13 protein-coding genes are annotated in these 14,577 nt (G+C 46.9%); 12 read left to right on the forward strand and 1 reads right to left on the reverse strand.

Annotated features, from left to right (window positions below; translation table 11 throughout):
- Positions 1-3: 3 nt before the first annotated feature.
- The gene (locus tag OIK42_RS06030) at positions 4-618 is read right to left on the reverse strand and encodes an XrtA/PEP-CTERM system exopolysaccharide export protein (RefSeq protein ID WP_374211861.1); all 615 of its coding nucleotides are present in this window, start codon (positions 616-618) and stop codon (positions 4-6) included.
- A gap of 195 nt (positions 619-813) precedes the next feature.
- Between OIK42_RS06030 and OIK42_RS06035 the strand changes: the two genes are divergently transcribed.
- The 12 genes from OIK42_RS06035 to OIK42_RS06090 are packed head-to-tail and all read left to right on the forward strand — an operon-like array spanning position 814 to position 14,535.
- On the forward strand, positions 814-2,226 hold the full coding sequence (locus OIK42_RS06035) for a TIGR03013 family XrtA/PEP-CTERM system glycosyltransferase (RefSeq protein WP_273639075.1): 1,413 nt from the start codon (positions 814-816) through the stop codon (positions 2,224-2,226).
- A 1-nt stretch (position 2,227) separates the two neighbouring features.
- The gene (locus OIK42_RS06040; protein WP_273639076.1) at positions 2,228-3,121 is read left to right on the forward strand and encodes an XrtA system polysaccharide deacetylase; all 894 of its coding nucleotides are present in this window, start codon (positions 2,228-2,230) and stop codon (positions 3,119-3,121) included.
- 10 nt (positions 3,122-3,131) lie between these two features.
- On the forward strand, positions 3,132-4,184 hold the full coding sequence (locus OIK42_RS06045) for a FemAB family XrtA/PEP-CTERM system-associated protein (RefSeq protein WP_273639077.1): 1,053 nt from the start codon (positions 3,132-3,134) through the stop codon (positions 4,182-4,184).
- 6 nt (positions 4,185-4,190) lie between these two features.
- On the forward strand, positions 4,191-5,633 hold the full coding sequence (xrtA, locus tag OIK42_RS06050) for an exosortase A (RefSeq protein ID WP_273639078.1): 1,443 nt from the start codon (positions 4,191-4,193) through the stop codon (positions 5,631-5,633).
- Positions 5,634-5,637: 4 nt separating this feature from the next.
- Entirely contained in the window at positions 5,638-6,732 is a 1,095-nt protein-coding gene (locus tag OIK42_RS06055; RefSeq protein WP_273639079.1) for a glycosyltransferase, read from the forward strand.
- 2 nt (positions 6,733-6,734) lie between these two features.
- Positions 6,735-8,642 (forward strand): XrtA/PEP-CTERM system amidotransferase, encoded by a 1,908-nt coding sequence (locus OIK42_RS06060; RefSeq protein ID WP_273639080.1) that lies wholly within the window; start codon positions 6,735-6,737, stop codon positions 8,640-8,642.
- Positions 8,642-9,871 (forward strand): TIGR03087 family PEP-CTERM/XrtA system glycosyltransferase, encoded by a 1,230-nt coding sequence (locus tag OIK42_RS06065; RefSeq protein ID WP_273639081.1) that lies wholly within the window; start codon positions 8,642-8,644, stop codon positions 9,869-9,871. The genes OIK42_RS06060 and OIK42_RS06065 overlap by 1 nt, the downstream gene beginning before the upstream one ends.
- Positions 9,861-10,889, forward strand: a complete 1,029-nt coding sequence (locus OIK42_RS06070; RefSeq protein WP_273639083.1) for a GHMP family kinase ATP-binding protein — start codon at positions 9,861-9,863, stop codon at positions 10,887-10,889. Before OIK42_RS06065 ends, OIK42_RS06070 begins: the two co-directional genes overlap by 11 nt.
- Positions 10,877-11,470 carry a D-sedoheptulose-7-phosphate isomerase gene (locus OIK42_RS06075; RefSeq protein WP_273639084.1) on the forward strand — a complete coding sequence of 198 codons (594 nt, stop codon included), beginning with the start codon at positions 10,877-10,879 and terminating at the stop codon, positions 11,468-11,470. Before OIK42_RS06070 ends, OIK42_RS06075 begins: the two co-directional genes overlap by 13 nt.
- An 11-nt stretch (positions 11,471-11,481) precedes the next feature.
- On the forward strand, positions 11,482-12,189 hold the full coding sequence (locus OIK42_RS06080) for a sugar phosphate nucleotidyltransferase (protein WP_273639086.1): 708 nt from the start codon (positions 11,482-11,484) through the stop codon (positions 12,187-12,189).
- A complete protein-coding gene (locus OIK42_RS06085; RefSeq protein ID WP_273639088.1) occupies positions 12,179-13,393 on the forward strand; it encodes a glycosyltransferase family 4 protein in 1,215 nt (404 codons plus the stop codon). Before OIK42_RS06080 ends, OIK42_RS06085 begins: the two co-directional genes overlap by 11 nt.
- A complete protein-coding gene (locus OIK42_RS06090) occupies positions 13,390-14,535 on the forward strand; it encodes a glycosyltransferase family 4 protein (protein WP_273639090.1) in 1,146 nt (381 codons plus the stop codon). Before OIK42_RS06085 ends, OIK42_RS06090 begins: the two co-directional genes overlap by 4 nt.
- Positions 14,536-14,577 lie beyond the last annotated feature (42 nt).

The raw sequence follows: 14,577 nt of genomic DNA on the forward strand, positions 1-14,577 counted from the left end.
TATTTAGTACCAGGCTTCAGGAATGATAACGATATCACCAGGCAGCATATCCACATTTTGTGAGATGTCTCCTTCTCTGATTAACTCATCAATTTCAATGTCAAAAGAACGTTTTTCGCCGTCAATGACTCGAATTAATTTAGCGTTATCGCCATCGGCAAATTCAGTTAATCCGCCAACGGCTATCATGAGGTCGAGCAGGGTCATATGTTCAGTATAATTAATGGCCCGGGGATTGGTCGCTTCACCAATCACTCTGACTTGTTCGCTCAGGGGGCCCTGAAAACCTGTCACGCTGACCGTTACTCTTGGGCTGTTGATGTACTTGGAGAGTTCTTCTTCAATCTCGCGTGCAAGTGCGGTGGGTGTTTTACCGGAAACATCGAGATCTTCTACTAATGCCGTAGTGACCTTACCGTCTGGTCTAACCAGGAAGTTCCCTGAAATTTCAGGGTTACGCCATACAAATATGGTGAGATTGTCGCCGGGGCCGATTAAATAGCGGTAGTCGTTGACGTCGCTGGTTAACGATATCCGGGTGGTCGCCTCTGGTAGTCTGTTGCTTTGGCAACCAGTTACCATTATTGCCATTAGCGTGAACAGGCAAAATTTAATCATATTGCTCATTATGCAATTCCTTTAACGACTACAACGCAAAGAGCGCATCGTCAACGTTGAATGTTACACCAAACCCATTAAATATTTGTGCTGCTTTGACAATTATTTAACGATAAGGCAAAACTAGTCTATATCAACTAATTAAAATGTCATATTATAAATGTTCATAGCAGCATGGTTAATAAACACAATAATATGGCAGTTGCAAAAAACCGACAAAATAAACGCTCCAATGCGTTAGTAATTACCGAGGCGTTGCTGGTTGCTTACATAGGATACATTGCCAGCTTTATCTTAGTTCAGTTAGATCTTATTCCAGCTCCGGATATCGAAACAAACACCGTTAATATGTTTCTGATTACGATCACAGTGTTACTGTGTTCGCTCTCGGTAGGTCTTTACGAAGCCAAACTTCGTGAAACGTTCAGGGGAATAATCAGGCGGGTTTTTGTGAGTTTAGGGTTGACATACTTCATTGTAGAAGTGGTTACCCAAACGTTTTTTGATTTGCTGCAAATGCATCCTTACTACCTCCCTACCGCCATATCGTTAAATTTAATCGCCATTGTGTTTTTTCGGTATTTTACCAATCGTCTGGGGCTGCTGGGACTGGGCCGGTTACGACTGGTGGTGTTAGGGGCCGGTGAAAGAGCCTCGATCATAGAGCGTCGCATGCGCCGTGACGCAGACAGAATCGGTATCGATATTCTTGGCTTTATTCCGTTGCCTGGTGATAATCGTGAAGACGGTATTAAAAACGAGAAAATCATTCATTTAAAGGTTGATCAAAGCCTGCGTCATTTCTTAATCGAAAACGATATTGAAGAGGTGGTGATTGCCTGTGATCAGCGTCGTGGAACGTTACCACTGGATGTGCTTTTTGACTGCCGGTTAAGGGGCGTCGAAATCACCGATCTGCTGGATTTTATTGAGCGTGAGACCGGTCAGATTGCGGTGAATCTGATGTATCCGAGCTGGGTAATATACTCCAATGGGTTCCACTCACAAAACTACCTCAGAGACGCCCTGGACTATACCCTCAATGCATTACTTGCCACGGTGATGTTGTTGCTCACCTGGCCGTTCATGCTGTTCACGGCAATATTGATTTATTTCGATGATGGACGACGTAGCAAAGCGCCGATTTTTTATCGTCAGGAACGCGTCGGTCATAACGGTAAGCTGTTTAAGATTATTAAGTTCAGAAGTATGCGGGTGGATGCTGAAAAAGACGGTGCTAAATGGGCCTCTAAAAACGATGCCAGGGTTACCCGGATTGGTAATTTTATTCGTAAATACCGTATCGATGAATTACCACAGCTTATTAATGTGTTTAAAGGTGAAATGTCCTTTATTGGTCCTCGCCCCGAGAGGCCAGAGTTCGTTGAGCAGCTCGTCAAGGAAGTACCTTATTACAATCAACGACACAACGTTAAACCAGGGCTGGCGGGCTGGGCGCAGCTCAACTATCCTTATGGTGCCTCAGTGGATGACTCAATCGAAAAGTTAAAATTTGACCTGTATTACGTTAAACACCAAAGCATGTTATTGGATATCCTGATCCTGATTAGAACCGTTGAAGTCATCTTGTTTGGAAAAGGGCGGTAGAATGGCAACGGCAAACCAGCTCACCACAAATAAGAATGCAATGACCGTAGATGTCGAAGATTATTTTCAGGTGTCAGCATTCGAATCGTCAATTGTCGTAGAACAGTGGGACACCATTCCTCTGCGCGTTGGCGATAACATGCACCGGCTGTTAGATCTGTTTGCCGAAAAAAACGTCAAGTCGACATTTTTTACTTTGGGTTGGATTGCCAAACGATGCCCGGACATGATTCGCCGCATTGTTGATGAAGGCCACGAATTAGCCAGCCACGGGCTGTCGCATCGGCGCGCTACCACCATGACCCGGTCTGAGTTTTATGAAGATGTCAGAGTCAGCAAAGATATTTTAGAACAAACCAGTGGCAGGGCTTTATCCGGTTATCGGGCGCCAAGCTTTTCCATCGACTCGAGCAACGAGTGGGTATATGAAATATTAGTTGAATTAGGTTTTTTGTATTCTTCGAGTACGTATCCGGTTAAACATGATTTATACGGCGTACCTGACTGGCCTCGGTTTAAACACACGCGTCCTGAAGGCATCATTGAAATCCCCATCCCAACCCTGCAACAAAAGGGAAGAAACATCGGTATTGGCGGTGGTGGTTATTTCAGGCTGTTTCCATATTGGTTGTCCCAACAGCGAATTGATAAGTTTTTAAAAGCAGAAAGCGAGCCCTATAGCTTTTATTTTCATCCCTGGGAAATTGACAACGACCAACCACGCATTAAAAACGCACCGTTAAAATCTAAGTTCAGGCATTACATTAATTTGTCTGCCATGGAAAAAAAGCTCAGCAAATTATTAGATCGTTATGAATGGGATACCATGAGCTCAGTGTACAATATTGATGTGCCCGGGTTGGAAAAAAACGGTACTGATAAACTTAGGATGTAGGAATTTCAAAATGTGTGCTAACCACATAACGGACTATGAAATTGTCAAATTAGAAAGTAACCGTTACCAGGAATGGGATCAATATGTGGTATCACATGATGAAGGCAGCTTTTTTCATCTGTCCGGTTGGAAAACCGTCATTGAAGAGACCTTTAAGCATCAATGCCATTTTTTATTTGCCAGGCAGCACAATGACATCATCGGCATTTTGCCACTGGTTGAGCAAAAAAGCCGGTTGTTCGGCCATACCTTAGTCTCGACGCCCTTTTGTGTTTATGGCGGTGCCATTGCAAACTCGGAGGCTATTCGCATTGCCCTTGAGGATGCAGCCCTTCGTTTAGGACAGCGCTTAGCGGTAGACTACGTTGAGTTAAGGTACCGAAAAGCCGTTAACAATCCCAACTTTACCCAGTTTTGCCATCATTCGACCTTTGGCCTGGAGCTGGCCACTACACCCGATGATATCCTCGCGAGCATCAAGAAAAAACAACGGGCAGTGATTCGTCACTCGCTTAAAAACGACTTGTCGTACCGTATTGATAAAGATGTTGATGTTGCCTATCAGGTGTATTCTGAAAGTGTCAGAAATCTGGGCACGCCAGTTTTTGACAAAAAATACTTTACGAATTTATCCAAGGCCTTTGCTGATCAGCTTGATGTGTTAACAGTAACTAACGCTCAGAATGAGCCGGTGTCTGCGGTCCTGAGCTTTTACTTTAAGGGTGAGGTACTGCCCTATTATGGGGGCGGCTTACACGAGGCCCGCGCCTTAAAAAGCAATGACTTTATGTATTATCAGTTAATGTGTCATGCGCAGCGAAGTGGCTGTCGCCGGTTTGATTTTGGTCGCAGTAAGGATGATTCTGGCTCGGCAAAGTACAAAGCGTCATATGGCATAACCCCGGAGCCATTGCATTATCTTCGTGCTTTGGTACGGGCCACAGAGCAACCCAATTTAAGCCCGAACAACCCTAAATATGCCTTGTTCATCAATGGCTGGAAACGCTTACCTTTATGGTTGAGTCGTATTCTTGGTCCTTATCTTTCAAAATACCTTGGTTAAGCATTTATGAGTCAGTCTTTAAGCGCTTCCGGTTCACGTCATTACCAGTATAGCTGGGGGGTATTAGCGGGCGCTCTCACGTTAGTTTGGCTGTTTGTTTATTACGATACACTAAAGCATATGGTGTCGGTATGGTCCTATTCTGAGACCTACAAACATTGCTTCCTGGTACCGCTGATCTCAGCTTATCTGATTTACGAAAAAAGGCATCAACTCACTTTTGCGGTTATCAGGCCAACTGCCTGGTTGTTTGCGCCAATATTGGCAGTGCAGGTATTTTTTGTGGTGGCTGAGCAGTTGGCCATCAACCTGTTTATGCACGGAGCTGCTGTAGCAACCTTTATCTTGTTCGTATGGGCCCTGATCGGGACATCGGCGGCCAGGATTATTGCGTTCCCGCTTGGTTATTTACTATTTGCGGTGCCCTTCGGCGAGGAACTCGTCCCCTGGCTGCAGGAAGTCACGGCAAATTTAAGTGTTGGTTTACTGGATGTATTGAATATTCCGGTCTACCGGGAAGGCCTGTATATTTATTTGCCAAATGGTGCATTTCACGTTGCCGAGGCCTGCGCCGGGGTACGATTTTTAATTGGCACCTTTACCATCGGGGTGTTATTTGCACACTTAAACTACAGCAAGTATTGGAAACAGTTTACTTTTATTGCAGTCTGCGCCGTGCTGCCGGTGATCGCCAATGGCTTCAGGGCATTTGGTATTATGGTGATTGGTTATTACTCCGATATGAAGTATGCAACCGGCGCCGATCATTTGGTGTATGGCTGGTTCTTTTTTGCTTTTATTCTCATCTTACTGTTTTATTTAGGCTCTTTCGGTGCAGATAAAAAACCGCCAGGTACCGCACCAGCAGCGGTTATCAAGGCCCGGTCCAGCGTCTGGTCAGCCGGTCTGTTGTTATTAGGCGCTCTCGCAGCGCCGCAGATAATGAGTGGCTGGGTATTCTCCTTTGACGTTAAAACCGGAACGGGACAGCCCTTTGAGCGTTTTGCTAGCCATCCTGAAATAACCCCCATTGCCGCGCCAAAGTGGGCGGCACCGACCACCGATGAGGTTTACTACGGTGAATGGCAGGGTGTGGCATTTCGGGCGATATACGTCAATGAAGCGCAGCAGGATCAGGAGCTTGTCAGCTTTCGGCACAGGGTGTTCGATAATGAAACCTGGACACAAGCAGAGATTGGTACAACAACGATTGATGGTGCGCCGGTAAAAGTCGTTAACATTGTTAATGTTGTTGGCGAAAAAAGAACCCTGTTGGCCTGGTATCAGGTGCCCAATCTGCAAAGTATAAAAGGCCTGGATATAAAGTGGCAGCAATTGATGAATCGAATCAACGGGCATCCCAATGATGGATTCTTTATCGTATTAGCCACCAAAGATATGCAACAAGCGCAACGGTTCATGTCGGCGATTACCGGTACAAGCGGCTAGTATCGTGAAGCGTATTATACATGTGGTGCACAGGCTTGATATTGGTGGTTTGGAACGCGTTTTATTAAATTGCGTTAATACCATGCCTGCAACGGAGTTTGAGCACAGAATTATCACTCTCACAGGCCACTCCGCTGAGTTTGCTGCGTTGCTACAGCACCATATTGAGGTCATTTCTTTAAATAAGCGTGATGGCAATGACTGGCGAATTTTTAAACGCTTTTACAATGAAATAAAACGCTTTAAACCCGATTGCGTGCACAGCTATAACCTGGCCACAATAGAGCTGCAAGGCGTTGCCTGGTTCGCTGGCGTTAAACTCAGAATACATGCAGAACATGGGCGCGATATCGTTGACCCGGATGGAACTAACACTAAGTACCGGTTGATGAGAAAAGTGCTGGCGAAGTTTATTCATCGAATAGTCGCGGTATCTGAAGACTTACATTCATGGTTGCGCGATGATGTGCATATTGCCAGCAGCAAGTTAAGACTCATTGTTAACGGTATTGATACAGCGCATTTTTCTCCCTTGTCGACCCCCCGGCACCGCAACACATTTGTCTTTGGCCATGTTGGTCGTTTAGCGCAGATTAAAAATCAGGCCTTACTTATTAACGCGTTTTATGCCGCTACACAGCGTTCGCCGGAGTTTGCCGAGGGCTGCGTACTTAAAATTGTAGGCGGCGGAGAATGCCTGGAATCGCTGGCGCAGTTAATCGACGACTTACAATTAGCTGAAAAAGTAGTGTTAGCGGGGCCGAAGCTTGATATAAAAGCGGAGTATGACGGCATGGACATATTTGTAATGAGTTCATTGGCTGAAGGGATACCCATGACCCTGCTTGAATCCATGTCATGCGGTGTTCCTCCCGTGGTGACCCGTGTTGGTGGCATCCCCGAAGTGGTTAACGCACAATGTGGCAGATTGTACGACAGCGGCAACACGCAACAACTGGCTGATATTATGGTTGACCTGTTCAGCCATCGCAGTCAGGTTTCAGCATTAGGCGACAAAGCAAGAGACACTATCGTTGCCCAATACAGTGAGAAGTCGATGGTAGAGGCCTACATCAGGCTTTACAGGGGAGAGTGGTAAACATGTGTGGAATAAGCGGCTTGTTCAGCCGAACCGAGCTTCCTGTTACCGGGCTGGATAAGCTGAAAAGTATCAACCGCGCACAGGCCCACAGAGGGCCCGATAGCGAGGGGTATTATCACAACCGCCACGTCGCACTTGGCCATCGTCGACTCTCTATTATCGATTTAGAAGGTGGGCATCAGCCCATTTTTAACGAAGACGACTCAGTGGTAGTGGTGTTTAACGGTGAGATTTTTAATCACAAAGAAATTGCCGCCGAACTGGTACAACAGGGACATGTATTTTCAACCCATAGCGACACAGAAACGATTGTTCATGCCTGGGAGGAGTGGGGGGTAGACTGCCTTGCACGCTTGCGGGGAATGTTTGCGTTTATCCTCTGGGACGAAAACCGTCAGCAGTTATTTGTTGCCCGGGATCGCTTAGGGGTAAAACCCCTTTATTACAGCCATTTTACCGAGGGTACCATTGGTTTTAGCTCCGAGTTGAAAGGGCTGAAAGCCCATCCTTTGTTTTGTCGCGAACTCAACACCAGTGCTATCGAAGAGTATCTGGCGTTTGGATACGTCCCCGATCCCAAATCAATTTACGCACAAACGTTTAAACTAGAGGCTGGCCATTATTTATTGTTGGATGTTAATGGCCCGCAGAGTGCTCTCGAACCCCAGCAGTACTGGGATCTGCCGTGGGATAGAACTGCCGCATCCTCAACCGATTGGCAAGCTGATCTAATTAAACATTTCAAAGAAGCCGTGGAAGTACGCCTGGAAGCTGATGTGCCGTTAGGCGCGTTTTTATCCGGCGGCGTGGATTCGAGCGCAGTGGTTGCGTTTATGGCGCTGGCTAATCAGGACAAGCCGGTCACTACCTGTGCAATAGGCTTCGATGTGCAGGATTTTGACGAAACGGACTTTGCGCAAAAAGTGGCCGATAAATACGCAACCCAGCACAGCGTTGAAATGGTCGACCATACAGATTTTGCGTTAATCGATAAACTCGTGCAGATCTATGACGAGCCTTATGCCGATTCTTCGGCACTGCCAACCTATAAAGTGTGTGAAATGGCGCGCAAGCATGTCACGGTGGCGTTGTCGGGTGATGGCGGTGATGAGCTGTTTGCCGGTTACCGGCGTTACAAGCTGCATTTGGCTGAAGAAAAAGTGCGTAATAAAGTGCCGGCATTATTCCGTAAGTTGCTGTTTAAACCACTCGGACGTCTGTATCCAAAATTGGATTGGGCGCCCCAATTTTTACGCGCCAAAACAACCTTTCAGTCGCTGGCGATGAATACTTCAGAAGCGTTTATGAACAGCATGAGTAAGTTGCGCAGTGATGAACGGGACGCATTATATTCCACCTCATTCAAAAGCAAACTCAAAGGGTATAGTGCGAATGCGGTGTATCAGCGTTACCTGAAAGATAAACGTTTTAGCGATCCGCTAAAACTTATTCAATATCTCGACTACAAAACCTGGTTAGTGGGTGATGCCAATACCAAAGTCGATCGCTCCAGTATGGCCAATGGTCTTGAAGTACGCTCACCTTTTATGGACCATCGGTTGGTGGAATGGGCCTTCTTAGTTCCGTCGTCTGAAAACATCAGCAAGGGTGAAACAAAGTGCCTGCTCAAAAAGGCGCTTGAACCCTACGTGCCGCACGATAATTTATACCGCGACAAAATGGGCTTTAGTGTACCGCTCGCGGATTGGTTGCGAGGGCCGTTGAAAGACCGGATGTTTGCTGTACTGCAAAGTAAAGCAATACAAGATAGCGGGATTTTTAACCCTGCAGAACTGAATAAAAAAATGCATCAGCACGTGTCGGGCAAATTCGACCATTCTGCTGCGTTATGGACGCTATTGATGCTAGGCCTGTTTTTGCAAAATGAAAGTGAGGAACAACACTAATGGAAACCGTGCTGTTTTTGTGTCACCGGATCCCTTTTCCGCCGAACAAAGGCGATAAAATAACCACCTATAATTTAGTTAAATACTTAGCGAAACGGTACCGGTTGGTCATTGGCTGTTTTATTGATGACGAGCACGATAAGCAATACATACCCACGGTTGAGCAGATGTGTGATGAACTTTTTACCGTTGATATTACGGCTAAGTCGAATTTACGCTCAGGTGTGATGTCTCTGTTCGCCAATAAACCCGTTTCTACCTATCATTACAATAGCGCCGCGATGCAGCAATGGGTTGATGATGTCACCGAGCGCCGCGGAATCAAGCATTTGATTGCGTACTCTGCCGGTACCGCGCAGTTTATTGAAGGGGCTAAGCACCGCGATAAAAAACGCATTGTCGATATGGCTGACGTGGACTCCGATAAGTGGCAACAGTATGCCGCTAAAAAGCCGTTCTACTCAGCCTGGGTATATGCCCGTGAGCATCGGTTGGTAAAACAATATGAACAACAAATCCTGCGTGACTTTGACGCAGTAACGCTGATCACCGACGAAGAACGTGATTTATTTAAGTCTTTAAGCCCGGCCAGTTTTGCCAACAAAATTGTTACCCTTGGCAACGGCGTGGATACTGAATATTTTGACCCTCAGGCACAGTTCGATTTTACCGATAAACCTGATGATGGGCACGAGCTGATTTGTTTTACCGGCGCGATGGATTACTGGGCTAATGAAGATGCTGTGGTGTGGTTTGTAAGCGAAGTTTGGCCGGCGGTCAGGCAGCGGTTTCCTGACTTGTACTTTTATATTGTGGGTGGCAAACCCACAGAAAAAGTGCAGAGTCTTGCTGACCAGGACGGTGTGGTGGTGACTGGCCGTGTTGTTGACGTACGTCCTTATGTGCATAAGTCTAAGTTGTGCGTTGCGCCTTTACGCATAGCCCGTGGCGTGCAAAATAAAGTGCTTGAAGCCATGTCCATGGCAAAGCCGGTGGTAATGACTTCGATGGGACAGGAAGGGATTGAATTACCCGACGCACAACAGCCACTGGTTGAAGACAACCCTCAACAACAAGCAGCGTTGCTCATTTCATTGCTTGACGATAGGGCGAAACTCGCCGACATTGGCCAGATAAACAGAGAGTGGATAGCAGCCCGGTATGGATGGGACGGTGCCTTATCTTTACTCGATAGTCTATTAGAACAGGATGCGCCCTATGATAGTTAGAGCTAAAGCGCCACTTCGTATTGGTCTGGCTGGCGGCGGAACGGATGTTTCGCCCTACAGTGATAAGTACGGCGGCTATATTCTTAACGTGACACTGGACATGTTTGCCTTCGCAACCATTCAGACCCGCGACGATGGCAAAGTACACTTTAATGCCCAGGATATTGAACAAACGTTTACCGCCGAAGCCAGCGCTGAACTGCCGGTTGAGGGCTCGCTCGTACTGCATAAGGCAATCTATAACCGTGTGGTGAAGGAGTACAACAACGGTGAACCCCTCGCGCTCGATGTGATTACCTATTCTGATGCCCCGCCGGGAAGCGGGCTAGGCTCGTCATCAACCATGGTGGTAGCTATTTTGTCGGCATACAGAGAGTTATTAAAGCTTCCTCTTGGCGAATACGATTTAGCGCATCTGGCCTATGAAATAGAACGCAAAGACTGCTTACTCTCGGGGGGAAAGCAGGATCAGTATGCTGCCACCTTTGGTGGCTTTAACTTTATGGAATTTCACCAGGATCGAGTGCTGGTGAACCCGCTACGGATACGCAGCGATATACAGAACGAGCTTGAGAGTCAGATGGTCTTGTACTTTACTGGCGTCTCCAGGGACTCCGGCAAGATTATCGATGACCAAATCAAAGCGTCGTCGAGCACTACCAGTATGGAGCAGTCTCTGAATGCCTTACATCAGGTAAAACAAAGTGCCTTTGATATGAAAGAGTGTTTGTTGCGCAATGATATCGAAGGCATGTCGAATGTATTAAAGTCGTCGTGGCAAGCTAAAAAGTCGACGTCTGCCTCGATCAGCAATACGTACATTGAAGAAGTTGCTCAATTGGCAATAGATAATGGTGCGAAGTCATTAAAACTGTCGGGCGCCGGAGGCGGCGGCTTTATGATGATTTTTGTCGATCCTATTAATAAGCGGCCGTTGATCAAAGCACTTAAACAAACTGATGGTCAGGTACATTCATTTCAATTTACTAATTCCGGAGTTACCGCGTGGACAGTTTAAATTACATTCGCGAGCATATGCATAAAACGATTGAAACCAAGCAAAAAATGCTTGCAGACGAGGCCTTACTGCAAAGGCTTGCCGATGCTGCCGCGTTATGTGTAAAAGCTCTGCAGAATGGCAACAAGGTGATGTTTGCCGGCAATGGCGGCAGTGCCGCCGATTCGCAGCATTTAGCCGCGGAGTTCGTCAGCCGGTTTAATTATGATCGGCCCGGATTGCCATCAATGGCATTGACAACAGATACATCCATGCTGACGGCGATTGGCAACGATTATGGTTTTGAAAAATTATTTTCAAGGCAGGTTCAGGCCAATGGGGTGAAAGGTGATGTTTTTGTAGGCATTAGCACATCGGGCAACTCTGCAAATATTATTAAGGCGGTGGAACAAGCCAAAGACATGGGCATACATACCATTGCTTTTTGTGGCACCGGCGGCAAGCTGCCGACCCTGTGCGACATTACTTTGAATGCCCCCTCAGACTGCACGCCGTATATTCAGGAAACCCACATTTCGTTTGGCCATATCTTGTGCGGCATTGTCGAAGAGCAGATGTTCCCAGGCTATAAACCCAGGTAGAGGATATTTACGTGGAAGCAATTCTGTTAGCGGGTGGGCTGGGAACACGGTTGCACTCAGTGACCGGTGATAAATACCCTAAATGCCTTGCAGAGGTAAACGGTAAGCCTTTTTTGCATTACATTCTTGACGATTTAACGCAGCAAGGCGTGACCCGTTTTGTTTTTGCGCTATCTCATCACGCTGAGATGGTCAGGCAGGAAGTAAGTGCTTGCTATCCACATCTGGACTGTGCTTTCTCGTATGAAACCGAACCTTTAGGTACCGGTGGCGCTATCAAACACGCCATGCAACAAGTGCAATCACAATATGCATTAGTGTTTAATGCCGACTCGTTTATGCAGGTTAGCATTAAAGATTTTGTGGCATTTTGCCACAAAAAAAATGCCAGTCTGGGGATGGTGTGCACAGAGGTCGACGACTTATCTCGTTTTGGGGCTGCAGATATCCAGCAAGAAAAACTGGTTGGCTTTCATGAAAAAGGCCAGTCCGGGGCCGGCTACATCAATGCCGGGATCTATTACCTGAGCAAACACCTGCCGCTTATTGAACAACAGCCTGTTAAATTTAGCTTCGAGCATAACGTGCTGTCGGCCAAAGACGCACAGGCTTATGCTTATTGTGTAACAGGCTTATTTTTTGATATTGGTACGCCGGATGATTTGGTCGGTGCCAGCAAACTGGTTAAGTTAAATGCGGAGTTATTCGTTGCAAACTAAGACCATCAACATGGTGACGATATCGTCGCTGTTCCCTAATAGCAACGATCCCAAGCACGGCATTTTTGTGAAAACCCGCCTGAAACACTACCTGGCTTCTTACCCCGGGGTAAAGGCGGTTGTGATTGCGCCAATTCCCTGGTTTCCCTTTAAGCATAAAATGTTTGGTGAATACGCCAAATATGCAGGTGTACCTGAATGTGAAGTTATTGATGGTATTACCGTGTTTCATCCGCGTTATCTGGTAGTCCCTAAAATTGGTATGTATTTAACCCCTGAAACCATGCAATGGGCGATCAAGCGAACTTTACGTAAGTTAATTAAAAATCAAAGCGTTGATGTTATTGATGGGCATTACTTTTATCCCGATGGAGTGGCAATATGTCAGGTCGCAGAAGAGTTCAATATTCCTTTTACCTGCACCGCCCGCGGGACCGATATCAATCTTGTTCCGCAGTATCCTAAAGCCCGGGAAATGCTAAAGCCGGTTTTTGCAAAGGCCGCCCACATGATGACAGTATGCGCTGCGCTAAAAGACGAAATGTTGTCATTAGGGGTAGCCGACGAGCGTATTACGGTTCTGAGAAACGGTGTCGACCTGACATTGTTTGAATGTGCCGACGATACGCAACAACTAAAGCAGAAGCAGGCTCACCAAATCAATGGGCAGCTGATATTATCGGTTGGCTGGCTGATTGAACGCAAGGGCCATTACCTGATCATTGAAGCGCTGAAACAGCTACCGGATGTGCATTTGGTTGTTGCCGGTGATGGTCCTGATTGGCAAAAACTGCAGTCGCTGGCTAAATCTTGTCAGGTAGAGGAGCGGGTAACTTTTATTGGGGCTGTCGATCAAAAAACGCTGAATCAGTGGATGATGGCCGCCGATGCCTTGGTGCTGGCCTCCAGTCGAGAAGGCTGGGCCAATGTGCTGTTAGAGTCCATGGCATCAGGCACCCCGGTAGTGGCCACCAAAGTATGGGGTACACCCGAAGTGGTTCAACCGGCCTCTCAAGGGGTACTGGTGGAACGAACCGTTGATGATATTGCCCGGGGCATCAGGCACCTATTATCGTCACACATCGACAGAAAAGCGGTAAGACAGTACGCCGAGCAGTTCAGCTGGCGGGATACCTGTACCGGTATGCATAAGATCTTTAGCGAAATTGTAGATGCCAGTCACAGAGATGAACGAAAACAATGAAGATACTCTACCATCATCGCGTTGCCTCCAAAGACGGTCAGTATGTGCATATCGATGCCATAGTGTCGCAGTTGCGCGCCAAAGGGCACGAAATCATCATGGTAGCGCCTAACGTGGCCGAAGGGGCTGACTTTGGTAGCGATGGCGGCTGGGTTGCCGCGATACGATCGAAAATGCCACGTTTTATCTCTGAGTTATTAGAGTTTTCCTATTCCTTTCTGGTTTTTTTCAAGTTACTCAAAGCGATCAGGCAGCATCGCCCCGATGTGATTTACGAGCGTTACAACTTGTTTTTACCTGCTGGTATTTGGGCAAAAAAGCTGTGTAAATTGCCGCTGCAGCTGGAGGTAAATTCGCCATTGTATGATGAGCGAAAGCAATATGGCGGTATCACGCTAGCGCGGTTAGCGAAATGGTCTGAGTACTATGCCTGGCGCAATGCAGACCGGGTATTGCCGGTGACTAACGTACTGGCTGATTATATTCGTGCTGCTGGCGTTTCGGATGACAAAATAAAAGTAATCCCCAACGGCGTAGACAGAGCGGTTTTTTCTGCGCAGGAGCAGCACAACCGGGCGGCGCAATTTGCCGGTAAAATTGTGGTGGGCTTTGTTGGGTTTTGTCGTGAGTGGCATCAACTCGATCAGGTTATGAATAAACTCGCGGCAATGAATAATCGGCACATTCATTTTCTGGTAGTGGGTGATGGGCCGGTGATAGGTGAGCTTGTCGCGCAGGCTGAATCTCTCGGATTTGCTGAGGCATTTACCACGACGGGCCTGGTCTCAAGAGAAGATATGCCCTATTGGCTGGATCAAATTGATATCGCGCTACAGCCTGCGGTAACCCCCTGGGCCTCACCATTAAAACTACTGGAATACCTTGCTAAAGGGTTAGCCATTGTCGCCCCCGATACGCCTAATATTAAAGAATTACTCAGGCATGAGCATAATGCGTTACTGTTTGCAAAAAACAACGATACGCAAATGATTACGCATATTCAAACGCTAATCGAAAATGCTCAGTTGCGAAAGGCTTTGCAAGATAATGCGCTGGCCACTATCGAAGATAAGCGTTTGAGCTGGTCTGACAATGCCGATTGTATTGTCGATTGGTTTAATGAACATCGACAGAGTAAATAGTGCCTATGAATTGTAGTTGCGCAGGCATAGCGACGTGAGATC

Source organism: Alteromonas gilva (assembly GCF_028595265.1).
GTDB lineage: Bacteria > Pseudomonadota > Gammaproteobacteria > Enterobacterales > Alteromonadaceae > Alteromonas > Alteromonas gilva.

What these genes read in the sequence shown, in the direction of transcription:
- xrtA (WP_273639078.1), top strand. Translation starts at nt 4,191, where the DNA reads ATGAGTCAGTCTTTAAGCGCTTCCGGTTCACGTCATTACCAGTATAGC.
- OIK42_RS06040 (WP_273639076.1), top strand. Translation starts at nt 2,228, where the DNA reads ATGGCAACGGCAAACCAGCTCACCACAAATAAGAATGCAATGACCGTA.
- OIK42_RS06070 (WP_273639083.1), top strand. Translation starts at nt 9,861, where the DNA reads ATGATAGTTAGAGCTAAAGCGCCACTTCGTATTGGTCTGGCTGGCGGC.
- OIK42_RS06035 (WP_273639075.1), top strand. Translation starts at nt 814, where the DNA reads ATGGCAGTTGCAAAAAACCGACAAAATAAACGCTCCAATGCGTTAGTA.
- OIK42_RS06060 (WP_273639080.1), top strand. Translation starts at nt 6,735, where the DNA reads ATGTGTGGAATAAGCGGCTTGTTCAGCCGAACCGAGCTTCCTGTTACC.
- OIK42_RS06090 (WP_273639090.1), top strand. Translation starts at nt 13,390, where the DNA reads ATGAAGATACTCTACCATCATCGCGTTGCCTCCAAAGACGGTCAGTAT.
- OIK42_RS06030 (WP_374211861.1), bottom strand. Translation starts at nt 618, where the DNA reads ATGATTAAATTTTGCCTGTTCACGCTAATGGCAATAATGGTAACTGGT.
- OIK42_RS06045 (WP_273639077.1), top strand. Translation starts at nt 3,132, where the DNA reads ATGTGTGCTAACCACATAACGGACTATGAAATTGTCAAATTAGAAAGT.
- OIK42_RS06065 (WP_273639081.1), top strand. Translation starts at nt 8,642, where the DNA reads ATGGAAACCGTGCTGTTTTTGTGTCACCGGATCCCTTTTCCGCCGAAC.